This window comes from Streptomyces sp. NPDC047917, assembly GCF_043204345.1.
In the GTDB taxonomy this organism is placed as follows: Bacteria; Actinomycetota; Actinomycetes; order Streptomycetales; family Streptomycetaceae; genus Streptomyces; species Streptomyces sanglieri.
In genome coordinates, this window is sequence record NZ_JBIDCA010000002.1 from 726,621 (window position 1) to 753,025 (window position 26,405).

A 26,405-nucleotide genomic window follows, 5' to 3' on the forward strand; every position below is an offset into this window, starting at 1 on the left:
CACCGCGCCCCGGCCGCGGCTCCCCAAGGGTGGTCCTCCCCCTGTTCTCTGCCCACCCGGGCGCCCGCACTCACGTTTCCCGCGACCGGCCCCGTCGTTGGGAGGGCGTGAACCACGTAGCGAAGAGGGCGGTGGCGGGCAGGGCCGCCGCGCCGACATGGGCGGGACTGCTCGTCGTACTGGCCGTACTGACCGGCTGCACCGGCACCGGATCGATCTTCGGCGGGTCGGCGGGCCCGCCGCAGGGCGGGATCCAGGTCACCCCGCGGGACGGGGCCAAGAACATCGGCCCGGACGGGCGGCTCGCGGTGAAGGTCCCCGGCGGGCGGCTGCGGAGCGTCGAGGTGACCCGGACCGAGGGCGCGCGGCGCCGGGCGGTGCCCGGCGACATCGCGCGGGACGGGCGCTCCTGGGAGCCCCGGGGGAGCGAGGGGCGGGTCAGGCTCGGCGCCGAGTACACCGTGGACGCGGTGGCCGTGGACGGCTCGGGCAACCGCACCACCCGCCACACCACCTTCACCACGCTCGTGCCCGAACACCGCTTCATCGGCAACTTCAGGCCGGAGGACCGGTCCACGGTGGGCACCGGGATGATCGTCTCCTTCCGCTTCAGCCGGCCGGTCACCCGCCGCGCGGCCGTCCAGAAGGCCATCGGGGTGACGGCCGTACCGCCGGTCGAGGTGGTGGGGCACTGGTTCGGCGCGGACCGGCTCGACTTCCGCCCCGCCACGTACTGGAAGCCGGGCACCGAGGTGACCGTCGACATGGCGCTGCGCGACGTGGAGGGCGCGCCGCACGTGTACGGAACCCAGGACAAGAAGGTCGTCTTCGAGATCGGCCGCTCGCAGTCGTCCCTGGTCGACGCGGCCGCGCACACCATGGAGGTGCGCCGCGACGGGGAACTCGTCTCCACCATTCCGATCACGGCGGGCGCCGCGGGCAAGACGACCACGTACAACGGGAAGATGGTGGTCAGCGAGATGCGTGAAGTGACCCGGATGGACGGCCGCACGGTCGGCTTCGGCGGCGAGTACGACATCAAGGACGTCCCGCACGCCATCCGGCTCACCGACTCCGGCACCTTCCTGCACGGCAACTACTGGTCGGACGAGGGCATCTTCGGCTCGGAGAACGTCAGCCACGGCTGTGTCGGGCTGGAGGACGTACGGGGCGGCGGCGACGACACCCCGGCCGGCCGGTTCTACGAGCGCACGCTCATCGGCGACGTGGTCGAGGTCGTCAACTCCGAGGACAAGAAGGTCGCACCGGACAACGGGCTCGGCGGCTGGAATCTCGACTGGAACCGGTGGAGGGCCGGCTCCGCCCTGCGCTGAGGCCCCGTCGGGCCGCCCCGCCCCCGGAGTCCCGTGCCACCTGGCAGAAGTCCCGGGACAACTTGGGACTGAACGGTGACATCCGGGGGGTCATTTCCACACGGCCGGTGTGATTATCTTTCGCTGAGCGTGCATATGCAGCGCGCGGGGGAGGAGCCTTCGGGCTCCCGGGGCCTTGGCGGGGCCAGGCCGTGTGAGGGGAGACGACCACATTGAACGGGCAGCCGATATCGGGGACATCGGCCGGGGCGAACGGCGTACGGGGCGGGCGAGGGTCCACCGGACTGTTGGCTCTGGTGATGGGCGCACTGCTGCTGCTGGTGACGGCGTGCGGCGGGGGAGACGACGCGGGCGGCGGCAAGGGCGGCGCGGGGAAGGCCGAGGACACCTCGGCCTCGCAGGCCGTGGTGACCGTCGCGCCGAAGGACGGCGCGGACTCCGTCGCGACGAACGGGGCGCTGAAGGTCTCGGCCGACCAGGGGAAGCTGACCACGGTCAAGGTCTCCGACCCCAAGGGCACCGAGGTCGCGGGCAAGATCGCGGCCGACGGCGCGAGCTGGGCCCCGGACCAGCATCTGGCCGCCGCGACCAAGTACAAGGTCCACGCGGTCGCCAAGGACTCCAAGGGCCTTGAGTCGGCCAAGGACACCAGCTTCACCACGCTGGTCCCGCAGAACACCTTCATCGGGCAGTACACCCCGGAGGACGGTTCCACGGTCGGCGTCGGGATGCCTGTCTCGATCCACTTCACCCGCGGCATCACCGACCCGGAGGCGGTCGAGAAGGCCATCAAGGTGACGGCCGAGCCGGACGTCCCGGTCGAGGGCCACTGGTTCGGCAACGACCGGCTCGACTTCCGCCCCGAGGACTACTGGGCCGCGGGCACCAAGGTGACCGTGAAGCTCAACCTCGACGGTGTCGAGGGACGCCCCGGTGTCTACGGCAAGCAGGCCAAGACGATCTCCTTCACCATCGGCCGCAAGCAGGTCAGCACGGTGGACGCGAACACCCACCGGATGAAGGTCGTCCGCGACGATCAGCAGATCAAGGACATCCCGATCTCGGCGGGCGCCCCGGCGACCACCACGTACAACGGTCAGATGGTCATCAGCGAGAAGCTCAAGGTGACCCGGATGAACGGTGACACCGTCGGCTTCGGCGGCGAGTACGACATCAAGGACGTGCCGCACGCGATGCGTCTGTCCACCTCGGGCACCTTCATCCACGGCAACTACTGGGGCGCGTCCGGCATCTTCGGTTCGACCAACACCAGCCACGGCTGTGTCGGTCTGCAGGACGAGCGCGGCGCCTGGAGCAAGACGACCTCGGCGGGCTGGTTCTTCGAGAACTCGCTCATCGGTGACGTCGTGGTCGTGAAGAACTCGCACGACAAGACGATCCAGCCGGACAACGGCCTCAACGGCTGGAACATGTCCTGGTCGGAGTGGACCAAGTAGTCCTTCGCGCAAGCCGTACGGAGCGGGCCCGGTGCTGTGACCAACAGCACCGGGCCCGCTCGTGTTAGCGGCAGTTGAGACCGACCGGCAATTGGGGGGCGGCGTCGCGGGGCTGGGCACGCGCGTCTGCGGCGTTGTCGTCAATCACCATGGCTCCGCCATGCCTCAATCCTCCGCCTTGCAGTCGCACGCACCCAGTCCCGCTCCTTCTCCCACCCCCCAGTTGCCGGTCGGTCTAACCTGCCTCTCATGACCGCAAACCTCGAAGTACGCGACGGCGTCGGCACGATCCTGCTGGACCGCCCGCCCATGAACGCCCTGGACGTCGCCACCCAGGACCGGCTGCGTGAACTCGCCGAGGAGGCGACCCGGCGCGACGACGTGCGCGCCGTGGTCCTCTACGGCGGCGAGAAGGTGTTCGCGGCGGGCGCGGACATCAAGGAGATGCAGGCGATGGACCACACGGCGATGGTCGTTCGGTCCAAGGCGCTCCAGGACTCCTTCACCGCGGTGGCCAGGATCCCCAAGCCGGTCGTCGCCGCCGTCACCGGCTACGCGCTGGGTGGCGGCTGCGAGCTGGCGCTCTGCGCCGACTTCCGCATCGCCGGCGACAACGCCAAGCTGGGCCAGCCCGAGATCCTGCTCGGGCTGATCCCGGGCGCGGGCGGCACCCAGCGCCTGGCCCGGCTGATCGGCCCGTCCCGGGCCAAGGACCTGATCTTCACCGGCCGCCACGTGCGGGCCGAGGAGGCCCTGACGATCGGTCTGGTGGACCGGGTGGTGCCCGCCGCAGAGGTGTACGAGCAGGCGCACGCCTGGGCCGCCGGGCTGGCCAAGGGGCCGGCGCTGGCGCTGCGTGCCGCCAAGGAATCCATCGACGCCGGCCTGGAGACGGACATCGACACCGGGCTCACGATCGAGCGGAACTGGTTCGCCGGACTGTTCGCCACCGAGGACCGGGAGCGCGGAATGCGCAGCTTCGTCGAAGAGGGACCGGGCAAGGCCAAATTCCTCTGACCGAACGCCAGTTGGGCACAGACTGACGCGCGTTCATCCGTGCGGGCGGATTGGCTGGGCCTTGGGGCAACCTTGGGGTCCGGCTCCCCGATGGCCCGGTCAACCGCCATCCGAGGGGGTGTTCACGCAGGTCAGCGGGGCTTTGGCAGGTCGCATTCTGCCACCGGCATATGCCTGACGACACTCACGGAACGGTGTGTTCCGGGGGGCGGATTCCTCCGGAACGGCCACGGGGCACCCGTCTTGCGGCCATGATGGTCTCCATGGCGGGCCTGGAGGGTGTGGAACAGCCGCGACCGCACGGTGGTGCGACAGCGGCGCGCTGGATGCCGGTCGTCGAGGACGAACAGGCGTTCAAGGCGCTGGAGTTGTTCGGAAATCCGGCGGAGGGCGAAGTCCGGCTGCCCTCCCGTCCGGAGTCCGCGGCCACCGCCCGCCGGCTCACCTCGTGCGTGGTGCTGCGCCAGTGGGCGCTCTCCCCGCAGACCGCCGAGTACGCCGTGCTGCTCGTCTCGGAGCTCGTCGGCAACGCGGTGCGCCACACCGGCGCCCGGGTGTTCGGGTTACGGATGCTGCGCCGCCGGGGCTGGATCAGGATCGAGGTGCGCGACCCCTCGCGCGGGCTGCCCTGCCTGATGCCGGTCCAGGAGATGGACGTCAGCGGGCGGGGCCTCTTCCTCGTCGACAAGCTCTCCGACCGCTGGGGCGTGGATCTGCTGCCGCGGGGCAAGACCACCTGGTTCGAGATGCGGATCTCCGACCGCTGACCCCGGCCGGTGCCCGGACGCACAGCAGCCCCCGGTCCGCCGTGGTGGGGCGCTTCGGGGGCTGCTGTGTGGGGGCCGTGAAATGGGGGGTGTGTTCACGGCCGCTTGTGACGACCGGGCTCGGGTCATGCGGTCGTGTGACCGACTATGGCAGACGGGCGACCTCTTCGCCAAAGCCTCAAGTGGGACATTCGCTGTCATAGTCAGACATTTCCAAGGTGAATCGCAGGTGTGATGGGTCACTTGCCTGCAAAAGTATGAATATTTATGGGATTCGGTGAGCGATTCATTCGCTTCGCCCATATGTCTAAATTGTTATTTTCTCCTCGTTCCGCCCCTACTGTGTCTGCACATGAACGCCTCCGACACTCCGGTGCCCCGCCGCAGCGCCCTGCGCGCGGGAGCAGGGGCCGCCCTCGCGGGTGTCCTCACCGGATGCGCGGACCACGACACCGCCGGCCCACCGGCCACGACCGTCACCGGCACGGTGAGCCCGAAGCGCCCCGCCGACGCGACCACCCGGCCGCCGTCCCCCGCCCCCGGACCGCACCGCTTCCCCGGACAGCCGGTCCAGATCGACCACGGCCCCCGCGACCGTGCCCGCGTCGCCCTCACCTTCCACGGCCAGGGCGACCCCGCCGTCGCCCGCACCGTGCTCGCCGAGGCCGAACGGGCACACGTCAAAGTCACCGTCCTCGCCGTCGGCAGCTGGCTCGACGAACACCCCACGATGGCCCGGCGCATCCTCGACGGCGGCCACGAACTCGGCAACCACACCCAGCACCACGTGGACATCTCCACGATGGGCGAGGCCCAGGCGTACGCGGAGATCGACGGCTGCGCCCAGCGGCTGCGCAGACTCACCGGCTCCATCGGCACCTGGTTCCGGCCCTCACGCACCCGGTACGCCACCCCGCTCGTCCAGCGGCTGGCCGCCCGGGCGGGCTACCCGCACGTCCTCTCCTACGACGTGGACTCCCTCGACTTCACCTCTCCCGGCGCCGCGGCCGTCACCCGCAAGGTGGCCGGGGAGATCCGCAACGGATCGGTGGTGAGCCTGCACTTCGGCTACGCGGACACGGTCGCCGCCCTGCCTCTCCTCCTCACCGAAATCGACCGCCGCCGACTGCGCGCGGTGACGACCACGGAGCTGCTGACCTGATGTCTCCCTCCACCAAGCACACCGCGGCCCTGCTCGGGGGCGTGCTGCTGGCCGTACTCACCGGCTGCGGCACCTCGGCCGAGAAGGCGAACGTCCAGGCCGTCGGCAGCGAGGCCGCCGCGCCACCCGTCGAGCCCGAACGCCTCACCCCGCCCGCACCGCCGGGGCTCCCCGGAATGCCCCCGGTGCTCGACGCCAAGGACGTCTACTCCGCCGACCGGCCGGGAAAGCTGTCACCGGCCGTCAAGGACTTCCCGTCCCGGGTGTACGTCCCCAACACCAACTCCGACACCGTGACCGTGATCGACCCCGCGACGTACAAGGTCATCAGAACCATCAAGGTCGGCCGCCAGCCGCAGCACGTCGTCCCGTCCTGGGACCTGAAGACCCTCTGGGTCAACAACGACATCGGCGACAGCCTCACCGCCATCGACCCGGCCACCGGGAAGACCGGCCGCACGGTGCCGGTCTCCGACCCGTACAACCTCTACTTCACCCCGGACGGCAAGTACGCCGTGGTGATGGCCTCGATGGACCGTCAGCTGGTCTTCCGCGACGCCCACACCATGAAGACGGCCAAGACCGTCCCGGTCGACTGCGCGGGCGTCAACCACGCCGACTTCACCCCCGACGGCCGGTACTTCATCGTCTCCTGCGAGTTCTCCGGCGAACTCCTCAAGGTCGACACCGCGAAGATGAAGGTCGTCGCCCAGCAGAAGCTGCCGCTCAAGGGCGCGATGCCGCAGGACGTCAAACTGTCGCCGGACGGCGGGACGTTCTACATCGCGGACATGATCGCCGACGGGATCTGGGTACTGGACGGAAGGAAGTTCACCACCCCGAAGCTGCTGCGCACCGGCAAGGGAGCCCACGGCCTCTACGTCAGCCGTGACTCCAAGGAGATGTACATCTCCAACCGCGGCGAGGGCAGCATCTCCGTCTTCGACTTCGCGCAGCGCAAGCTGGCGAAGAAATGGCGGCTGCCCGGCGGCGGCAGCCCCGACATGGGCGGGGTCTCGGCGGACGGCAAGGTCCTCTGGCTGAGCGGACGTTACAACGCCGAGGTGTACGCGATCGACACCGCCACCGGCAAGCAGCTCGCCCGCATCCCGGTGGGCAGCGGCCCGCACGGACTCGCCGTCTACCCGCAGCCGGGCCGGTACTCGCTCGGCCACACCGGCGTCTTCCGCTGACCGCCGGGCCACCGCGCGCCACGGCCCTGCAGGCCGCTCACCCCGCGATCAGCAGGGCCTCCGAGCCCACCGGCCGGTAGCCCGCCGCCTGGAACGTCCGCACACTGCGGGCGTTCCCCGGCGACTGCTGGGCCCACACCACCGCGTCCGGCACCAGGTGCCGGGCCGCCCGCGCGAGCCGTTCGCCCAGCCGCCGGCCGCGGGACTCCTCGGCCACCTCGACCGCGGTCTCCCAGCGGCCCGCGACGCCCCGGCCCAGGATCACCACACCGCCGTCGGCGGCCCAGACCCGGACCTCGTCGCGGTACCTCATCGCCCGCGCCACCCGAGGATGCTCCGGATCCTCGATCTCCCGCAGCGCGATCTTTGGACCACCGGGCAGCGCGGGCGCGGCCGTCAGCAGATCGACGGTGTTCATGTGCCGGCCGCTGCGGGCCATGAGCGCGCCCAGGAAGTACGGATTCATCGTCGCGGCGAGCGCGTCGCCGGGGGTGCCGGCCAGCACGGACCGCACCCAGTCCGGGTCCTCGTCGGTGAAGACCACCGAGTGCGCGGTGAACGCCAGCACTCCCGCGTCCCGGGCCGAGGGCTGCCGCACCACGGTCGTCGACCCGTCCGGCGGGGGAAAGCGGCCGCCCGCCGCGGCCGCCAGAATCCGTGCCAGTACCTCGTCCATGAGCCTTCCGCTCCCCCGTCCGGGCCGTGGTCCGCCGGACGGCGGGCCTGCCGCCCATGATCGGCGACCGGCCGCCGCGACCGCCATCCGTCGCGACCGTTAATCTGGCACCCGTCAGTCAGGCATTGGTCAGGCATTGATCAGGCATTACGAAGGGGCGGAACCGTGGCGGACATCGAGTCGGCGCGCAAGGCATTCGAGCGGTTCGATCTGAACGGCGACGGGCTGATATCGGCCGCCGAGTACAAGAGCGTGATGGCGCAGCTCGGCGACCCCTACGTCACCGAGCCGGTGGCCCAGGCCGTCATCAACTCGCACGACGCCAACGGCGACGGGCTGCTCACGTTCGACGAGTTCTGGGCGGCGCAGAACTGAGCACCGCGTTGGACCCCCGGCCCGCGGGCCGGGGGGCCGCCGTTCAGGCGCTCTCGCGGTACGGCGACCAGCCGCGCAGCTCCGCGTCGCGCGGGGCCCGCACCACGGCCGGCATTCCGGGGCCGAAGCCCATCACCGGGCGCGAGTCGTCCCACCCCGGCCAGCCGGGGTCGCCGGACACCGCGAACGCCACCCACGCCGCGTGCATCGCGTCGGCCAGCTCCTGCGGGGCGTCCGGACCGGTCAGCGCCACCGCGTCGGGCCGGTCCAGGGTGTCGAAGACGAAGCCGATCTCCAGCGCGTGACAGGCGCCCAGCCGCAGCACCGGGGACGGCCAGCCGAACTCGTAGACATGGGTGCTTCCCGGCCCGTCCGCATGGGCGTCGGCCAGCCGGTTCAGCGGAACCCGCAGCAGCAGATCGGTGGCGAGCGCGCCGAGCAGCTCACCCGGCGTGGCACCCGGCCGGTTCGCCCGGTACGTACGCGCCGTGGCGCCCGGCACCTTGAACTTCAGCAGGGCCAGCCGGAGCTTGAACGAGGACAGCCGCTCCGTCAGACCACTGGGCACGAACCAGAGCCGGTACTCCTCGCTGTTCGAGCCCAGCAGCAGATCGACACCGGACGCGGCGCCGTCCAGCAGCGCTTCCAGCGGATCGCGGGGCAGCAGCTCGCCGTCCACCACGATCTGGAAGGAGTTCCCGCCGGTCAGCGGGGAGCCGCCGGCCGTCACCTCGGTCTGCGCGGCCAGCAGCGCGGCCGGGTCCACCGCGGCCAGCGCCTCCGCCGTCGCCGCGACCCCGAGCCGCCCGGCGATCAGCTCCGTGGTGCGCTGGGCGCCCGCGCCCGGCGGCAGCGCGGTCGGCGCACCGCTCTGCAGCACCGCCCGCCGGAACAGCCCCCGGGCCCGAGGTGCGGCCAGCAGGGCGCCGATGCTGATCGCCCCCGCCGACTCGCCGCACACCGTGACCAGGTCCGGATCGCCGCCGAACGCCGCGATGTTGTCCCGCACCCAGGTCAGGGCCGCGATCTGGTCGAGCAGTCCCCGGTTGGCGGGCGCGTCCGGGAGCACCCCGAACCCCTCGACGCCGAGCCGGTAGTTGACCGACACCAGGACCACCCCGTCCCGGGCGAACGCGGTCCCGTCGTACAGCGGGACCGCCGACGAGCCGTGCAGCAGCGAACCGCCGTGGATCCAGACGATGACGGGCAGCCCGGTGGCGTCCGGGGACGGGGTCCACACATTGAGGTTGAGGCAGTCGTCGCCCGGCACGTCGGGGTCGGGCAGCAACCGGTCCAGCGGCGGGTCGTACGGCCGCTTCGGCGCGGTCGGCCCGAACGCCACCGCGTCCCGTACCCCTTCCCAGGGCTCGGGCGGAACGGGCGCCCCGAAGCGCAGGGCGCCGACCGGGGCGGCGGCGTACGGAATGCCGCGGAACACGGCGACACCCTGCTCCAGCGTGCCGCGCACCGCCCCGTGGACCGTGCTGACCCGGGGAGACGTCCCGGGTATCGGAGCGGGTACGGCAGACATGAGGTCCAGCCCTTCTGCGGTGCGGTCGCGGACGGCGCCGGCGCGGACGGCGGCCACCGGTGCCGGTGCTTCGATACGTACCCGGTCCGGGGCCGCGCCGACCCGGACCGGCCCTGTCGGGTGAACGGCAGACGCCGGTGGCGTCAGGCGGAGCCCGCCGTCAGGGCCCGCTTGAGGACCTTGCCGGTCGGCCCCAGCGGCAGCGCCTCGGTGAACCGCACGATCCGCGGGTACTTGTGCCGCCCGAGCCGCTCCTTGGACCAGTCGATCAGCTCCTGCGCGGTCACCGCCCCCGTACCGGCCCGCAGCACGACGACCGCGCAGATCTCCTCGCCGCGCGTCTCGTCGGGCACCCCGATCACCGCGACCTCGGAGACCGCCGGGTGGCGGACCAGCACCTCCTCGACCTCGCGCGGATAGATGTTGAAGCCGCCCCGGATGACCAGGTCCTTCTTCCGGTCGACGATGCTCAGGAAGCCGTCCTCGTCCCGGACCCCGAGATCCCCGGTGCGGAACCAGCCGTCGACCACCGCCGCGGCCGTCGCCTCCGGATCGTCGAGATACCCGGCGAACACGTTGTGGCCGCGCACCACGACCTCGCCGACGTCGCCGTCCGCGAGCATCACCACGGCATCCTCCACCGCCGCGTCCGCCACCCCGATCTCCACGCCCCACACGGGGTGGCCGACCGTGCCGGGGCGCAGGCCGAACTCCGGCTGGTTGAAGGTGGCGACCGGGGACGTCTCGGTCAGCCCGTAGCCCTCCAGGACCCGTGTCGTGAAGGCGGCCTCGAAGCGTTCGAGCACGGCCACCGGCAACGCCGCCCCGCCGGAGACGGCCGCGCGCAGTGTGGTCCGGCCGGCCGGGGAGGCCTGCGCCGCCTCGACCAGGGCGTGGTACATCGTCGGTACGCCCATGAAGACGCTCACGCCTTCGGTGGCCAGCAGCTCCAGCGCGCCCGCGCCGCTGAAGCGCGGCATGAGGACGAGCGTCGCCCCGGCCCGCAGCGTCGCGTTCATCGCGCAGGTCTGCCCGTAGCTGTGGAACAGCGGCAGACAGCCGAGGACCACGTCGTCGCTGTTCAGCCGCAGCAGGTCGTGGGCGCTGACGGAGGCGTTCAGCACGATGTTGAGGTGGGTGAGCAGCGCCCCCTTGGGCCGCCCGGTCGTGCCGCTGGTGTACAGGATCACCGCGACGTCCTCGGGGGCCGCGGGCTCCGGCGCGGTCAGCGGTTCGCCGCCCTCCGGCAGACCCCGCACGGCCCGGACGCCCGCGGCACGGGCCCCCTCCTCGGCGACCGGCCACATCGGACCGCCGCTGATCAGGGCGACGGATCCGCTGTGCCGCAGCACGTACGCCACCTCCTCGGCCACCAGCAGCCCGTGCACCGGCACCACCGTCGCCCCGGCGGCCAGCGCGCCGTAGTACGCGTACAGGAAGTCCGCCGAATTGGGCAGCAGCACCGCGACCCGGTCGCCCGGCCGGACCCCGGACGCCCGCAGCGCGCCCGCGCAGCGCAGCACCCCCGCCCACAGCTCGTGATAGCTGATCCGGTTGCCCGAATCGACCACGGCCACCCCGTCGGGGTGCTTGCGGGCCGACTCACCCAGGACGGTCGCGACGCTGAGAAACATGACAGGCTCCAGGAAACACGGTGTTCACACGGCTGGCCTGCCCAGAATCGGCCGTATCCCCGCTCCGCACAATGTGCAGTTGCCCACCATGCGCACCCTTGACCTGGGCAGCGGCCACGCGGCGCGGTACATGGCGCGGCATCCGCCTAACGCGCGGGCGTTAACCTTCGGTCATGGCGCAGAACCCGGGTGCCCGGACCCCGCACGCCGGAGAACCCCGTCCCGAGGGCGGCGACGGCGAGCTGCGGCGGGCCCTGGCGGTCGCCCTGCTCCCCGGGATCGACGAACTGACCCGGCGGGTCGTCGACGACATCCACGCGCACAGCGGCACGTACGCCTCCGGTTCGCCCGTCAGCCGGGACGACCTCTGGGGGATCTGCCGCGACAACCTGCTGCGCGCGCTGGAGGACTTCGGCGGGCTGATGTCCGGCGGGGACGCCGAGCAGGCGGCGCGCGAGACGGGGCGGCGGCGCGCGGAGCAGGGCGTACCGATGGACACCGTGCTCCAGGCCTACCGGCGCGGTGGCCGGGTGATGTGGCAGATGATGGCCGAGCACCTGCGGGCCACGCGCGGGACGCGGCAGGCCCACGGGGCGGCGGGCGACCGGGACACCGAACTGGACATGGCGGGCGCCGTCTGGGAGACCATCGACCGCTACTCACTGGTGATGGCGGATTCGTACCGGCTGACCCAACTGGAGATGCAGGGCAGGCAGGAAACCCGCCGCGTCGCCCTCTTCGAGGCCCTGCTCGACGGGCACGGCGACGATCCGGCGGTCGCGGCGGCCGCCTCCGCCGCGCTGGGCGTGCCGGTCCAGGACCGGTACGTCATCGTCGTCGCCGCCCAGGACCCGGCCGCGCCGCCCAACCCGGCACCCGTCCTCGACGAGCACGGCATCTGGTCCTTCTGGTGCCCCCGGTCGGGCCGGTACGCGGGCATCGTGCGGCTGGCCGCGGGGGAGTGCGGCGTACTGCTCGACCTGCTGCGCCACCGCACCGGCGCCACCGCGGGCGTCTCGCCGGAGTTCGACCGGCTGGCCCGGGCCGGCCGGGCGCTGCGGCTCGCCGAGCAGGCGCTGCGCACGCTGCCCGCCAAGAGCGGTGGGGCGGCAGCCTTCGACGACCGGCTCGCGGAGGTGCTGCTGGTCGGCCGTCCGGAGATCGCCGAGCGCATCGTGGGCACCCGGCTGGGCGGCGTCCTGGACATGGCGGCCGAACGCGAGGTGCTGCTCGGCACGCTCCGGGTCTGGCTCGACAGCGGCTGCTCGGCGGCGCGGGCGGCCGAACTGCTCTACTGCCACCGCAACACGGTCCTCAACCGGATCGGCCGGATCGCCGAACTCACCGGCTGCGACGCCGAGTCGGGCGAGGTGCGGCTGGGATGGGCGCTGGCCCTGCGGGCGCTGCCGCTGCTGGCCGGTGACGGCGAAGGGGCGCCGGGGGGCTGAGAGGCCTGCGGGTGACCTCTGGCCGGGCGGCCGGGCCCCGGCACGCACGCTTCCGGTGCTGCCGGGATGTCCTGGCGGCTCTTTCGCTACGAGAACATCCCGGCGCCTCGGAAGCGCACGCACCGGACCGCGTCCGCTTTCCGGCCGAAGGCCACCCGGCAGCCTCCGGGAGCCGTGCCGTGGCGGGTCCACCGCGCGGGACCGGAGGCCGTTGCCGGGCCCCCGGTCGCGGCTCCCGCGCCGTGCCGACGGCGGATCAGGCGGCGAAGTGCTCCGACATGGAGTCCCGCTCGTCGACCTCGACGAGATCGGGGCGGGTGTAGCGCTCCGCGCGGGCGTGGTAGTCGAAGTCGCCCCGGACCAGCCCCCGGTAGTCCTGCACGCACCGCTCCAGCGCGGTCCGGGTGGGGCCCTGGATGCCGGCCGCCTCGATCTCCTCGATCAGCTCCTTCTCGGCGCGCTGCACCCGCTGCGCGATCTGTGCGAGCTGCGCCCCGGCCTCGTCGACGGCCTCCTGGAGCGTGCAGTCGCGATCGCGCTGGATGAGGCGCACCGCATTGTGCTCGTATCCGAGCATCGCCTCCTTCTCGAAGGAGCAGATGTCGTTGCAGAGTCCCGAATGATCGGTCACCGCATTGCGCAGGGCGATGTACGCGGGCAGGCTGCGGGCGGATTCCGGGAGGTCGATCTCGGCGGTGATCTCATGGAGGTCCAGGAAGGGCTGCATGGCCACCGAGTCCCGGCGGTGCTTCACGAATTCGCTCCGGGTCGGTGCCTGCCCGGCGGCCCGTTCCACGGCCTCGGCGTAGTAGGTCCACAGCCAGGCGACCGTGTCCCGCCGGAACTGCCTGATCCAGTGCGCCGAGCGGTCCCGGTAGGTGCGGGAGCGCAGCCCCACGAGCGCGCGCTCCATGGCGCCGCGCGGCGGGCCGCCGTCGAGCACGGCGACCAGCCGGTCGATCGCCGCCTCGCACATGCGCGGATCGCGTCCGGCGGGCCCGTCGTCGAACTCGTCGTCGACGAGGAAGGCCCAGAAGAGCCACTGGCAGAAGAGATCGAGATGCTGCTGCGGAGCAGTGGGAAAGATGAGGGATATCCAGAGTTCGGGCCGGGTCCGGATCATTCTCTTCCGGGCCACCGGGGAGAGCACCAGACCATTGGATTCGGCCCATTCCCACGCGGCCTTCCGGGTCTCCTCGATGCCGGGATTGCATCCGGTGCTCTGGAACGGCATATGAAACGCTGGCAGCGCAATCTGGCTCATTGGTGCCCCTCGTCGAAACGATTCGGATGAACGATACGAACGGGTGACCGGCCGGACTCGCGTCTCGGAGCCGGGTACGCATCGGGGGACGGGCCGCCCGCATCCACCGACCCCGGCCAGAGGCTCGCCGTGCGGGACGAGGCAGTCATCCCTGCTCACTCTCCTCCGCCGGGGGTGGGGGCATCGGGGCCGGGTCCGTGGGCCCGCGGTGGCAATCGCCCTCGGCTCAGGACGGTGGCATCACCATGTGTAACGCCCAGTCAACCCCCTGTGGGGGAAAGAGGGAAGCCATTTGTGACCGAAACTGCTTGATCGTCAGAAACGAATGAGCATCTCTGGGCTACAGCTGACCAGTTGTACAGGGCGACGGTCGGCGCAGGACACGCCGGAGCGGCCCGCCGCGCAGACGATTTTACGCCGCTCCGCCCTGCCTCGCCCTGTCACGCGGCCTTGCCAAATCACCCCGCGTACTGTCGCGCCCGCCGTCCCGTAGCGCTCAGGCACCCTTCAGATGCCGCATCAGCCGCTCGAAGTCCTGCCAGCCGGACAGGTCGGACGGGTCGCCCGGCAGCGGGTAGTACAGCGCCGGACGGGACCTCGGACCGAGCTGTACCGGCGGTTCGGAGAGCGGGGTGCGCCGGGCCCGGTCACCGGGCATCTCGCGCACCTCCTCCGCGCCGAGCACGAACGCCAGCGGAACGCCGGGCCCCTCGAAGCGCGGCGGCACCGCCAGGTCACGGCGGGCCCTGCGGAGCTGGACCAGCATCGACTGGAGATGGTGACGGGTGGCGAGCACCTCCGCCGCCCGGGGCAGGGCGTCCAGCGGGGGCTCCTCGCCGGGCCCGTAGCCGAACGCCAGCGTGACGTCCTCCTCCACACCCGCCTTCGTACGGCTGACGCGGACCGTGGCCAGTCCCGGCCGGTCCGGGCTGCCGACCACCACGAGCCAGGTCGGCTCGGGCGCCCGCTCGAAGGCGACATCCGTCAGCCGGCGCAGCGACCACGGCAGGTTGGCGGGCTCGGCGGTGCCCCACCCGGCCGGCGGCTGCCCCGTCAGCTCCTGCCACACCGACTCCAGGGCGCCGCCCAGCACCAGCCGGTCGTCCGCCGGGTGGACCGTGCGGAACGAGATCGCCAGCTGCCGGTCACCGGTGTCCGTGACCTCCTGATAGGCGGCGGCCACCGGCGTGCGCGGGTCCTCGGGGGTGGCGTCGGCCGACTCGACCGTCGCGAACATGCCGTGCTGCCAGCGCAGTACGGCACCGGACAGACCGTCGTAGTAACCGTCCCGCTCGTCCTGCACCACCCAGCGCGACGGCCAGCCGCTGAGGCTGTTGCGCACCGCGGGGGAGAGGGTGGCACCCGGCGAGGTCACGATCTGGAGCCCCAGCTCGGCGTTGGCCGCCGCCCGGAACGCGTCCGAGAGCCAGGCCGTCATCGCGACCACCGGACGGTCCTGGATGACGACGGCCACCTTGTCGGTGAGCGCGTCCACGGCGGGCTGCGCGGCGGCGGGCGTCGGCGCGACACTCACCCCCTCGCTCCTGACCACCGAGAGGGAACGCGCGGCCTGCGGCGGCCAGGCGGAGCCGCCGGCCAGCGTGGCGATCCGGGCCGCGAAGGTGCCCGCGAGCAGCTCGGCCTCCTCGACCCCGGTGGTGGCGCGGGCCTCCGTCCACCAGAACGGAACCGGCGGCGCGGTGGCCCCGAGCAGCCGCTCGGCCTCGCCCGCTACCTGCACCAGCAGCGGCGCCTCGATGGAGACGAGCGGCCGGCCCTGGTCGTCGCAGAGCTGCACCACGGCGTCCTCGCCCGTGGTCCCCACCAGCTTGTCCGGGCCGCCCGCGAGCAGACCCGCGAGCACGGTCAGCGGGTCGGGCATGCGCGGGGTGAGGGCGATGACGTCCTTGGTCATGTGGTCGGCCGTTCCTTCTTCGTCCGGATGCGGATGTGCGGTGGGGCGCGGCCCGCGGAAACGGGACCGCGCCCCGGCGGGTCACTCCGCGGTGTACACGGTCTGGATGAGGCGGTTGGGCTGGCCCCTGCGGATGAACACCCCGCGGCCCGGCGGCTGCTGGGCGGCGTACACACCGGGGAACAGCTGGCCCTCGCTGCGGTCGCCCGACATCAGGAGCGCCGAGGCCCCCGACTCGCGCAGCCCCAGCACCAGCGGGTCGTACATGCCGCGCGAGGCGCCCGCGACCCGGCGGGTCAGCACGAAGTGCAGGCCGATGTCGACGGCGGACGGGATGTACGGCAGGAACGGGTCGAGCGGCGACTGACCGGCGGTGGTCAGCACGTCGTAGTCGTCGACCAGGATCACGATCCGCGGACCGCTGCCCCAGCTGCCGGGCTCCAGGTCCTCGGTGTCCGCCCGGTCGTCCGGCAGCCGCTTCTCCAGCTCGGTGGCGATACCGGCGGCCAGACCCGCGCACATCTTGGGGTTGTACGCGTACCCGCCGCGGAACTCCTCGGGGATCGCGCCGCGCAGCCCGCGCCGCGGGTCCATGACGGCGAAGACCAGCTCGTCCTCGCCGTAGCGCTCGATCAGCCCGCCGGCCACGGTCTTCAGCAGGTTCGTCTTGCCGCACTCGCTGTCGCCCAGGACCAGCAGGTGCTGGTCGTGGTGGAACAGGTCGAGCACGGCGGGCGCCAGCGCCGTCTGGTCCAGGCCGATCGGCACCCGCTTGGGCTCGGCGACCGGGCCCGGCAGCAGATGCGGCTCCAGGACGTGCGGCAGGATCCGGACCGGCTGGGCGACCTCGCCGCTCCAGGTGGCGCGGACCGTACGGGCCGTGTGTTCCAGGACCGCGCCCAGGTCCGAGACGTCCGCGAGACCGTCCGTACGGGGCAGCGCGACCTGGGCGAACAGCTTGCCGTCGGTGAGGATGCGGCCCGGCTCGTCGGGCGACAGGGTCTGCGCGAGCTTGCGGTCGATGCTGGACTCGCTGGGGTCGTTGAGCCGCAGCTCGACCCGGGTACCGAAGTTCGACTGGGTGGCGATGCGCACGTCGTTCCAGCGGAGCATGCCCGCGACGACGTGGATGCCGTAGCCGCCACCGCGCTTGAGGATGTCCACGACCGCGTCGTCCAGCTCGTCGAAGTCGTCGCGCAGCGCACCGAAACCGTCGATGATCAGCACGATCTCGGCCGAGGCCAGCTGAGGCAGCCGGCCCGCCGCGTGCAGCGAACGCAACTGCTCCACGGAGTCGATGGCGTGCTCGCGGAACAGGTCCTCGCGGACCGCGAGCATGCCCCGCACCTCCTCGACGGTGCGCCCCGCGCGCTCCCGGTCCGCCCGCCCGGCGACACCGCCGACGTGCGGCAGCCCCGACACGGCCTGGAGGCCGCCGCCGACCAGGTCGAGGCCGTAGACGCCGACCTCCTGCGGGGTGTGGGTCAGCGAGATCGACAGCGCGAGCGTACGCAGCAGCGTCGTCTTGCCGGTCTGCGGACCGCCGATGACCGCGGCGTGCCCGCCCGCCACCGTGAGGTCCAGGTACCACTGGCCCTGCCACTGCTTGGTCGGGTCGTCGAGCAGGCCGAGCGGCACCTGGAGCGGACCGCGCCGCTTGGCCAGCTGCATCCCGCGCGGGCCCACGTCCAGCGGCCCCGCGACCTTGTCCAGGGCGACCGCGCCGGGCAGCGGCGGCAGCCAGATCCGGCGCACCGGACCGGCCGCCTCCCGCAGCTGGTCGACGATCACACCCATCTCCGTCGGCCCGGTCTCCCGGCGCCGCACCTTCGGCTCCTCGCCCGAACCCACCGGCTCGGCAAGGGTGTTGAACGCCTCGTACTCCAGGGCCAGCGGCCCGCTGTCCTGCTCCTCGTCGCGCTGCACCGGCCCCCGGTACGCGCCCGAGACATAACTCGCCTTGAAACGCTCGTAATGGCTGGTGTCCACCTTCAGATAGCCGAAGCCGGGCAGCGGCGGCAGATGGAAGGCGTCCGTGGTGTCCAGGACCGTGCGCGACTCGTCGGCGGAGAACGTACGCAGACCGAGCCGGTACGAGAGATAGGTGTCCAGACCCTTGAGCTTGCCGCCCTCGATGCGCTGGCTGGACAGCAGCAGATGCACACCGATGGAGCGGCCGATCCGGCCGATGGACAGGAACAGGTCGATGAAGTCCGGCTTCGCGGTGAGGAGTTCACCGAACTCGTCGATCACCACGAACAGATGCGGCAGCGGATCCAGATCGGGCCGCCGGTCCGCGCGCAGCGCCGCGTAGTCACCGATGTCGGCGACATTGCCCGCGTCCTTGAGCACCTGCTGACGGCGCTTGACCTCACCGGCGAGCGAGGCGTGCACCCGCTCGACCAGGCCCGCCTGGTTCTCCAGGTTGGTGATGACCCCGGCCACGTGCGGCAGCTCCGCGAACGGGGCGAAGGTCGCACCGCCCTTGTAGTCGACCAGGACCAGCGCGAGGTCCTCCGGCGGATGCGTGGCCACCAGGGCGAGCACCAGGGTGCGCAGCAGCTCCGACTTGCCGGAACCGGTGGCCCCGACACACAGCCCGTGCGGTCCCATGCCCAGCTCGGAGGACTCCTTCAGGTCCAGGAGCACCGGCTGGTGGGAGTCGCTGATGCCGATCGGCACGCGCAGGAAGGCGCGTTCGCCGCGCGGCGCCCACATCCGCGACAGCTCCAGCTGCGCCACGTCGTCGATGCCGAGGAGGTCGGCGAAGTCGACGGGGCCCGACAGCGGGGCGTCCACGAGCGATTCGGCGGACAGCCGCATCGGCGCCAGCATCCGGGCCAGCCCCTCGGCGAACGGGATGCCGACCTCGTCCACGGTGCCGTGGGCGCTGATCGGTTCCTGCTCGCGCAGGTCCTCGATGACCACCGAGTCGCCGTCGACGGTGATCCGTACGCTGACGTGTCCCGGCTCCTGGACCCGGTGCTCCAGCAGGTGCAGCACGCTGACGCCCATCTCGCGCAGGCCGACCGCGTCGTCCGGGCGCGGCAGGTCCACGGCGTCCTCGCCGTGCCCGTCGGTGACGACGAGCAGCCGGGACGTCATGGACAGCGCGTCCTTGCCGGACAGACCGCGCCGCACCTCGGCCGCGTACGAGGCGCGGCGGCGCAGCTCCGGACCGATCTGGCGGGAGAGCTGGGGAGCGGACGGGGCGATCCGGCGGGCCGCGACCGGACCGTCGAACTGCTCGCTGTCGAGCAGATGCGGCATCCACTTGGCCCACTCCCAGTCGGCCAGCCGCTCACCGGGCACGGCGAGCGCCATCGCGACGTCGTCGGGGGCGTGCGTGGCGGCGGTCTGGACGAGCAGGGCGCGCGCGATGCGCAGGCAGTCCTCGCGGGGGCCGATGACACTGACGTTGCCGACCCGGTCGAGCGGCACGGTCAGCGGGAGTTCGGTGCCGGTACGGAACCGGTCCATCAGCGCCGACGCCTCGTTGAGCATGAAGGTGTCGGGCGGCGACAGGACGGACGAGCCCTGCTGGGCGACCGTCAGATCGCGCACCGGCATCTCACCCGTGCCGACGCGCACCCGCAGGAAGTCGCCGTCGAGACGGCGCCGCTCCCAGACCCGGGCCGGGTCGCGCACTATGTCGTACAGAGCGTGCGGCGGCGGATTGAGCACATCGGCCCGCTCGGCCCGCCGGCGCTCCTCGATGGAGAGCTCCTCGCGCAGGTCCTCCAGATACGCGAGATAGGCCTCGCGCTGGGTACGGCGGGTGCGCTGGGCCTTGCCGCGCTGCGAGAAGACCAGTGCCAGCGAGCCGATGACGGTGACGACGAGGATGATCGCGCCGAGACCTGCGAACTGACTGTTGCGCACGACCGTCATCATCACGACGGAGGACATCACACCGGCGACGGGCAACAGCGACATCGCGATGTTTCCGGACTTGCCCTCGGGCAGGTTCGGCGGTGCCTCGATGGTGCGCGCCTCGGAGGCGGCCGGCGGCCGGGTGGTCCTGGCCGGGCGGTGGATCAGTCGGGTACTCATCGTCGTCCGTCACTCGGGGTCGGGGCAGGTCGGCATCGGGACCGGTGGTGCTGCCGATCGGTGATCAGTGGTGCTGCTGGGAGAGCCGGAACACATCGGCGGCGAGCCGGGTGGCGGCCTCCCGGGTCGCGTGAGCCAGGAGTTCGGTGCGGATCTCGCCGCCGGCCGCCAGATGACGGTCGTACGGCAGCACCTGGACGCTCGCCCCGGTGGCCTCGATCTTCTTCGCCGCCTCGGCGAGGTCGAGTCCGGGGTGCGGCACCAGTTCGCTGAGCACGACGACCGTGCCGGCGATCACCTGCCGGGGCAGCGACTGCATCCACTGGAGCACCGCGTACGTGCTGGTGATGCCCTCCAGCGTGGCGGGGGCGGCGAGCACCCGGGCCTGGGCGGCGGACAGCGCGACCCGGGCGACCTCGGCGGGCAGCGTCTCGCAGTCGACGACGGTGACGCCGAAGTAGCGGCGCAGCGAGACCATGACCCGCTCGTACGCCCTGCTGTCCAGCATCGCGCCGATCTGGCCCTGGCTGCCGGGCAGCAGCCAGGCGTTGCCGGGGAGCTGGACGAGATAGCCGGTGATGTCCAGCAGCGACATCTGCGGCTCGATGATGCCCGCCAGGTCACCGGTGGTCCACCGCAGCGACTCGGCGCCGAGCCGCAGCGGCAGCGAGCCGAGCGACGGGTCGGCCTCGACGAAGAGGACCGGGTCCTGGCGGTAGTGCGCGTACGTGGTGCCGAGCAGCGCCGCGACGGTCGACTTGCCCGCGCCGCCCCGGATCGAGGTGACGGCGATCTGCCGGCCGGTCGTCACCGGCTGCTGGAGCGTCTCGGCGGTCGCGGTGGTACGGGCGACCTCGCGCGCGGCCGACGAGGACACGCTCACCCGCAGGGCGCGCGCGGCCCGCGCGGCGAACGGCTCGCCGCGCCGCGCCTTGCGCCCGAGGGCGGCCAGCCCCCGGTCCACCACGGGCCGGGAGTCGGGGGCGTGATGGGGCTGGGTGCCGGGGGTGTACGTGGCCTGGGTCCGCGGCCGGTCCTGCTGCGACTGCTGCTGTGGCTGCTGTGGCTGCTGTGGCTGTGCGACGGGGTGGGCGGTCACACCCGGGTGTCCCTGATGGCCGGGGTGCTGCTGGGGCGGTTGCTGCTGCTGGTCCTGGTGGTAACCGGCGTGCGGCTGCTGAGGCTGTTGGTGCTGCTGCTGTTCCTGATAGCCGATGTGCTGCTGTGGCTGCTGCTGGGCCTGCTGTTGCTGTTCCTGGTAACCGGGGTACTGCTGCTGGGCGGCCTGCTGCTGTTCCTGGTAACCGGGGTACTGCTGCTGCTGGGCGGCCTGCTGCTGTTCCTGCTGGTAGCCGGCGTACTGCTGGGGCGGCTGGGACAGGCCGGGGTGCTGCTGGGGCATCCCGTAGGCATGGGCGTTCTGCGCGGGGAGGCCGGGGCCCGGCGCGGCGGCACCGTACGGCTGACCGTCCTGCCCCTGCGCCGGGGCACCGTGGCCCTGGCCGTCGGGGCCCCGGCCGTCGGGGTCCTGCGCGCCCTGCCGGGCGGCGCCGCCCCTCATGGCGCGCAGTACATCGCCCTGCCAGTTGTCTTCGTTCGGCATGTCTGCCCTTCTTTTTCGCCCTGCTGCCCCGCCCGGAGCACCTGCGCGTCGACTCAGAACTTGTTGAGCAGCTGTCCGTACACGCCGAACACACCGACGGCGAGCGGGAAGAGCCCCACCACGCCGATGGATTCGACCAGATCGGCCATGCGCCGCAGCCGGACCCGCACATGCTCGGGCGGCTGGACCGCCAGGACGAGCAGCGGCAGCACCGCGGCCGCGCAGAGCAGCGCGAGCGGTCCGGCGCCCCCGGCGTGGCCCATCCACAGCATGACGAGACGCACGAGGAGGACCGCGGCGGCGGCGAACAGCGCCACCACCTCCGCGACCAGCGGGAAGGCCCGCGCCCGGGAGAGCAGCACCAGCGCCACCAGCGAGGGGAGCGCCACGGTCCACACGGACGGCTTGCCGGCCAGGGTGAGCAGCCAGCCGCTGGCCGCCGCGGAGACCGCGGTGACCACCGTCGCCAGGGCGAGACCGCGGTGGGTGGCCGCCAGCGCGTTGCCCACCTGGTGGCGGCTGACCGAGGTGCCGCCGGAGCGGCGGTCGTCCAGTGCGGTGAGCCCGGAGGCCGCGAGCGCAAGCCGGGGGAGCAGGCCGAGCAGCACGACCGAGAAGACGGCCATGACGGCGCCGAGCCGCGCCAGGTCGTCCTGGACAGCGGCGACGGCCTCCCACACCACGGTGATCGCGGTGGTGGCGGCGGCACCGATGAGCCCGCCGCGGCCGAGCGGCGAGAAGTAGCCGAGGAGCACCAGCGTCAGGACCAGCGCGGCGGCGACGGCGGCGAGCCGCGCGGTCCCCGACCAGTCGTACGCGTCCGCGGCGGTCCAGGCGGTGAGGATGCCGAGACTGCCGGAAGCGAGCAGGAGCGCGGTCGCCAGACCCCGGTTCCCCTGCCCGATCTTCGCGATCAGCGCACCGGCCGCCAGCAGGACGAGCGTGGCCGCCGCGAGGGCGGCGGTCAGTGCCTCCAGGGCGAACTCGCGCCGGGCCAGCAGCGCGGAGACCACCGCGAAGACCACCGAGGCCACACCCGCACTCGTACGACGGGCGGAGGGGCGCCAGCGCCAGGCCTGCAGATCGAGATCGTCGGCCACCAGATCGGTGACGTCGTGCACGACCGGGGCGGGGGGCGCGGAGTGGGCCCGGACCAGCCGGAGCACCGCACCGTCCGCGATCCCGGCCGAGGACAGCGTGCTGTCGTGCGGGAGAGCGGAGCCGTCCGAGGTGATCAACTGCCGGGTCATCGGGCGGGCGGCCGCCCGGTCGTCCAGCAATTGCAGGATGTCCGGCAGCAGTTGCCCGATCGGTGTGTCGGACGGCAGGACGATATCGGCCCGGCGCCGCTCACCGACCAGAGTCACCCGGCTGAGCTGCGCTCGGGAAGTCGTTGCTGTGCTCACCACTTTACGGGAACCTATCATCGCGACGTTTTGAGGAGTCGGGAGCCGGTGTGCCGATGCAGCCGACGCCTTCACGATCCCCATTCACGGGGAAAACCTCATGGAATTCTCTGGAGTTACCGGTCTATTGGGGATTCTTCGTCGATTCCCCGGATTTATCCGGTTGTGCCGTCTTCGCCGGCTGCTGGTACTGCTGTTCCTGGCGCTGCTGCTTCTGCTGTTCGGCCTTCTGCTTCTCCAGCATGTTCTGGACGAAGGACCATCCCACGCAGCCCGCGCACAGCACGGCCGCGATGGCGATCCCCGCGAACACTTTCCCCAGCCGCTCGTCGGCGGTACGCCGGGCCCGCTGCGCGCCGAACAGCAGTGCGTCACGCATTCTGCGCCGACGTACCGCCACCGACTCCAGGAGCTGGCTGTCGTAATCCCGTGCCATTCGTCTCGTCGTCCGTTGCCTCGGTCGTGCGATTGCCTCAGTCGTGCGATTGCCTCGGTCGTGCGTCGCGTCGGTCGTACGTCGCGTCGGCACCCGGTCGCCCGGCCGACGGCGCACCACGGGAATCCCCCTGATTGACTCCTGAAACATAGAGCATGCGCGATCGGGCGGTACAGCCCGGGGCGAAGCCGCGAACGAGCACCGCGAACGCACTGCCGCGCGCGTCAGGAAGCAGCCTGCGGGCCACCCGTCACCGCTTCGTACCAGGCGCACAACGACTCGGCCACGGCATCGAGCAGGCCGTTCCCCGCCGCCTGCGCGATCGTTCCGTCGCCGAACCGTTCGCCGCGCACCACGGCCGTGGCCGCACGCACGGCGTCGGCCGGGCCCAGCCGCCCGCCGGCGGGCACGGCCGGCGGCGGATTGTCCTGCCACAGGTACGCGGGCGTCACCGCGCCGACCGCGGCCAGCGCGCCCACCAGACGCCGGAGCCGTTCGCTGTGGAGCGGATGGCTCATCTGCCGGGTGCCGTCGGGCTGCTGCCCGCCCTCGGACCACCGCACGTCGCGGTCCTCGACCGTGAGCGCGGTGAGCGCCTCCCGCAGCTCGCGCCACGCGACGGCGTTCCCCCGGTCGAGCTGGGCCAGCAGGCGGCGGTCGTCGGCCTCGGTGACGACCCGGGCCAGCTCCTTCAGAGCGTCCAGGGACGGGGCCGCGGCCAGGGAGCCCGGGACGACATGGCTGACGCACCTCGGGTCCGAGCCGCGGGCCAGCTCGGCGAGCGCGGCCGTGGGCACGAGCCCTCGCGCCTTGGCGGCGGCGAGTTTCGTGGACCACTCCAGACCTTCACCGAACCCGGCCCGGTCACCGGCGGGCCGCAGACACCAACCGGCGGCGTCGTCCTCGTCGTTGGCCCACAGGTAACCCATCGCCTCACCACGGGCATTGGCGACGGTGAGGTGATGGACCGGGCCGTCGGTCCCGGCGCGGTAGCGCGGTGCGGCGGGGGCGTGCGTCATGGTCGGCTCTTGTCGTGGGCGCCGGCGCGGGCCCTCAGCCCCCGCTCACCATTTCCTTGAACTCGGCGAGCGACGGAGCCTCGGCCAGCGAGCCGGCCACGACACCGCTGCCCTTGATGTCACTCGTGTCCCGGAGCAGTTCGGCGAGCAGGGCGGAGGGAGCGATGCCCCGGGACTTCGCGTCCCGCAGCTTCCTGAGCCATGCGGCCCCGGCGTTGATCGCGGCGGCCCCCAGTCCCTGAGGCGTCACCCAGCCCGCGGCATCGCCCTCGTCATTGGCCCATACGTAGCCGATCACCACGCCGTCGCTGTCGGCGACCCGTACGTACCGCACGGGCCCCTGCGCGACACGGTTGTAGCGGGGCGGCCCGGCGACCCGCTTGAGCTGCATGTCTTCCTCGAAGCGCGGATTGGGACGGTTCTCGCTGGTCATGCACTCTTCCTCTGTCACTTCGGCAGGACTTCGCCGTACACCTGGGCCTGTCCGGCCTCGTCCACGAAGACTCGGGTCACCCGGTACTCCGAGCCGCGTCCGAGCAGGATCTCACGCTCGGTCACGCCGTAATGGCTGACCTTCTCCAGCCACAGTGCGGGCGTCCCCTTCGGGACCCGCAGGTGGAGGATGGCGTCCTTCCCCGCGAAGCTGGGCACCGGGTGGTTGCCGAGCGAGGTGGACAGATAGCCCTCGTCCCCGAACGTGCCACCCATCATTTCGAGGGGCGAGTCGAGGTCGAGGTGTCCGATGCCCGTGCCGCGCACCACCATGACGTCCTCGGGCACCGGCCGGGTCGACATCACCCGGTCCATCTCGCCGATGTCGTGCAGCACCTCGGGGCGGGGACCGTAGTAGGGGTCGTTCCGCAGGTAACCGTTCATGTCCTTGTACGAGGGGAACGAGTCGCCCGTGTAGTCCCGGAGCGCCTGCTGCGCGGACGGGTCCAGATTGTCGACGTAGTCGTTCCAGTAGTCCCGGCCGTACTGGACCGCGTCGAAGTCGTCTGCGAACGGCACGGTGCCGTCGGTGAGTTCCGAGGCGGCGACCCGGTGCTTCTCCGCGGTGGACAGCGCGTCGAAGTCGGCTTCCGACACGTGGGGCGTGTACTTGAAGTCGTCCGCCGCGGGGCCCACGCCGGGGCCGTCCGCACCGGGATGGCCGGGCGTCGCCGCGTCGTCCGCGCCGTGTGCGAGGTCGTCGGCGGCACCGTGCGGGTCGACGTGGCTGCCGGGGCCGCCGTGGTCACCGGCGTGCGCCGCGTCGTCGGCGTGCGCGGCCGCGTCGTCCGCGTGCCCGCCGGGCGAGGTGTCGTGGCCGCCGCCGTGCGAACCGTCGTGCCCGTGCGTGCCCGGTCCGTCATGGCCCGGGGTGTGCGGGGCGTCCGGACCATGGGGCGTGTGCGGGGCGTCAGGGGTGGACGGGGTGTGCGGATTGCCACCGGGGATGTCGTGGCCCGCGCCCGCGGGGAAGTGGTCGGTGGGAACGTGGGCGCCGACGTTGCCCGGGACATGGCCGGGCGCTCCGCCCGGCAGGTGGCTCGCCGGGTCGAAGTGCGCCGGCGCGGGGCCGAACGATCCGTTGGGAGTGTGGCTCGTCGGGTCGAAGTGCGCCGGGGCGGGGCCGAACGATCCGTTGGGTACGTGGCCGGGCACTCCGCCCGGCACATGGCCGCCCGCACCGGGCGGCACGTTGTCGAAGCCGCCCCCGGGGGTGTGCGCCGCCATGTCGGGGAAGCCGCTTCCCGCGTGGACGCCCACCGGCACCGGCTGCTGTACCTGCCAGGACGACGGCAGACCCGAGGTGCCGGGGACCGTGTCGTGCGGGATCGGGGTCGTTTCGACCACACCGTTCGGGGCGACCAGGTTCCCGTTGGGCTCCAGGAAACGACCGTCGGGCAACTGCACCGAACCGTCGGGGAGTTTGGGGATGTCGATGTTGCCGATGCCTTTGAGGCCTTTGGTGATGTCGCCGATTTTGGAGAGGCCGGCGCCGGCGCCTTTGGCGATGTAGGTCATGGGGTCGATTACCTTGCCGGCCTTGCCGGCGACGGAGAGTACCTTCGCGACGGCTCCGGCTTTGCCGGCTCCGGCTGCGGCGCCGCCGGCGCCGCCGGTGAAGAC

At 72.1% G+C, this 26,405-nt stretch carries 20 protein-coding genes; 8 read left to right on the forward strand and 12 right to left on the reverse strand.

The features are described from left to right. Positions 1–107: 107 nt before the first annotated feature. The 6 genes from ACGF8B_RS06890 (at position 108) to ACGF8B_RS06915 (ending at position 6,930) form a co-directional block, all read left to right on the forward strand. On the forward strand, positions 108–1,334 hold the full coding sequence (locus ACGF8B_RS06890) for an Ig-like domain-containing protein (protein WP_392735433.1): 1,227 nt from the start codon (positions 108–110) through the stop codon (positions 1,332–1,334). Positions 1,335–1,546: 212 nt separating this feature from the next. Then, positions 1,547–2,791, forward strand: coding sequence for an Ig-like domain-containing protein (locus ACGF8B_RS06895; RefSeq protein WP_392735435.1), 1,245 nt, complete (start codon positions 1,547–1,549; stop codon positions 2,789–2,791). Between the two features lie 249 nt (positions 2,792–3,040). Then, positions 3,041–3,808, forward strand: coding sequence for an enoyl-CoA hydratase/isomerase family protein (locus tag ACGF8B_RS06900; RefSeq protein ID WP_392735437.1), 768 nt, complete (start codon positions 3,041–3,043; stop codon positions 3,806–3,808). A gap of 251 nt (positions 3,809–4,059) precedes the next feature. Next, positions 4,060–4,575: an ATP-binding protein gene (locus ACGF8B_RS06905; RefSeq protein WP_392735439.1), complete on the forward strand. Its 516-nt coding sequence runs from the start codon at positions 4,060–4,062 to the stop codon at positions 4,573–4,575. A gap of 352 nt (positions 4,576–4,927) precedes the next feature. Next, positions 4,928–5,737, forward strand: a complete 810-nt coding sequence (locus ACGF8B_RS06910) for a polysaccharide deacetylase family protein (protein WP_392735440.1) — start codon at positions 4,928–4,930, stop codon at positions 5,735–5,737. Beyond that, a complete protein-coding gene (locus ACGF8B_RS06915) occupies positions 5,737–6,930 on the forward strand; it encodes a hypothetical protein (protein ID WP_392735441.1) in 1,194 nt (397 codons plus the stop codon). The genes ACGF8B_RS06910 and ACGF8B_RS06915 overlap by 1 nt, the downstream gene beginning before the upstream one ends. Positions 6,931–6,967: 37 nt before the next feature. On the opposite strand, the gene ACGF8B_RS06920 is transcribed toward ACGF8B_RS06915, so the two are convergent. After that, positions 6,968–7,606, reverse strand: a complete 639-nt coding sequence (locus tag ACGF8B_RS06920) for a GNAT family N-acetyltransferase (RefSeq protein WP_392735443.1) — start codon at positions 7,604–7,606, stop codon at positions 6,968–6,970. Between the two features lie 165 nt (positions 7,607–7,771). Here ACGF8B_RS06920 and ACGF8B_RS06925 point away from each other — a divergent pair, with 165 nt between their 5' ends. Further along, entirely contained in the window at positions 7,772–7,981 is a 210-nt protein-coding gene (locus ACGF8B_RS06925) for an EF-hand domain-containing protein (protein WP_342281723.1), read from the forward strand. Positions 7,982–8,024: 43 nt separating this feature from the next. Here ACGF8B_RS06925 and ACGF8B_RS06930 read toward each other — a convergent pair whose 3' ends face one another. Together ACGF8B_RS06930 and ACGF8B_RS06935 are read right to left on the reverse strand one after the other, a co-directional pair. Continuing rightward, positions 8,025–9,512, reverse strand: a complete 1,488-nt coding sequence (locus ACGF8B_RS06930; RefSeq protein WP_392735447.1) for a carboxylesterase/lipase family protein — start codon at positions 9,510–9,512, stop codon at positions 8,025–8,027. 143 nt (positions 9,513–9,655) lie between these two features. Then, positions 9,656–11,146, reverse strand: coding sequence for a long-chain fatty acid--CoA ligase (locus tag ACGF8B_RS06935; protein ID WP_392735449.1), 1,491 nt, complete (start codon positions 11,144–11,146; stop codon positions 9,656–9,658). Between the two features lie 173 nt (positions 11,147–11,319). On the opposite strand from ACGF8B_RS06935, the gene ACGF8B_RS06940 reads away from it, so the two are divergent. Further along, positions 11,320–12,594 carry a PucR family transcriptional regulator gene (locus ACGF8B_RS06940; RefSeq protein WP_392735451.1) on the forward strand — a complete coding sequence of 425 codons (1,275 nt, stop codon included), beginning with the start codon at positions 11,320–11,322 and terminating at the stop codon, positions 12,592–12,594. A 256-nt stretch (positions 12,595–12,850) separates the two neighbouring features. On the opposite strand, the gene ACGF8B_RS06945 is transcribed toward ACGF8B_RS06940, so the two are convergent. The 9 genes from ACGF8B_RS06945 to ACGF8B_RS06985 all read right to left on the reverse strand — a co-directional run. Further along, positions 12,851–13,828 carry a terpene synthase family protein gene (locus tag ACGF8B_RS06945; RefSeq protein WP_392735500.1) on the reverse strand — a complete coding sequence of 326 codons (978 nt, stop codon included), beginning with the start codon at positions 13,826–13,828 and terminating at the stop codon, positions 12,851–12,853. A gap of 526 nt (positions 13,829–14,354) precedes the next feature. Next, positions 14,355–15,773, reverse strand: coding sequence for a DUF6177 family protein (locus ACGF8B_RS06950; protein WP_392735454.1), 1,419 nt, complete (start codon positions 15,771–15,773; stop codon positions 14,355–14,357). An 81-nt stretch (positions 15,774–15,854) separates the two neighbouring features. Next, a complete protein-coding gene (gene eccCa / locus ACGF8B_RS06955) occupies positions 15,855–19,826 on the reverse strand; it encodes a type VII secretion protein EccCa (RefSeq protein WP_392735455.1) in 3,972 nt (1,323 codons plus the stop codon). Positions 19,827–19,890: 64 nt separating this feature from the next. Further along, positions 19,891–21,429, reverse strand: coding sequence for a MinD/ParA family protein (locus tag ACGF8B_RS06960; protein ID WP_392735456.1), 1,539 nt, complete (start codon positions 21,427–21,429; stop codon positions 19,891–19,893). A gap of 53 nt (positions 21,430–21,482) precedes the next feature. Next, a complete protein-coding gene (gene eccD, locus ACGF8B_RS06965; protein ID WP_392735458.1) occupies positions 21,483–22,856 on the reverse strand; it encodes a type VII secretion integral membrane protein EccD in 1,374 nt (457 codons plus the stop codon). A gap of 103 nt (positions 22,857–22,959) precedes the next feature. Continuing rightward, complete coding sequence (locus ACGF8B_RS06970; protein ID WP_342281731.1) at positions 22,960–23,271, reverse strand: hypothetical protein; 312 nt, start codon at positions 23,269–23,271, stop codon at positions 22,960–22,962. Positions 23,272–23,495: 224 nt separating this feature from the next. Beyond that, entirely contained in the window at positions 23,496–24,290 is a 795-nt protein-coding gene (locus tag ACGF8B_RS06975) for a DUF6508 domain-containing protein (RefSeq protein WP_392735460.1), read from the reverse strand. 34 nt (positions 24,291–24,324) lie between these two features. Further along, positions 24,325–24,723: a hypothetical protein gene (locus tag ACGF8B_RS06980; RefSeq protein WP_317868821.1), complete on the reverse strand. Its 399-nt coding sequence runs from the start codon at positions 24,721–24,723 to the stop codon at positions 24,325–24,327. Positions 24,724–24,737: 14 nt separating this feature from the next. After that, positions 24,738–26,405 (reverse strand): ADP-ribosyltransferase (locus ACGF8B_RS06985; RefSeq protein ID WP_392735462.1); only part of this gene is annotated, 1,668 nt, incomplete at its 5' end.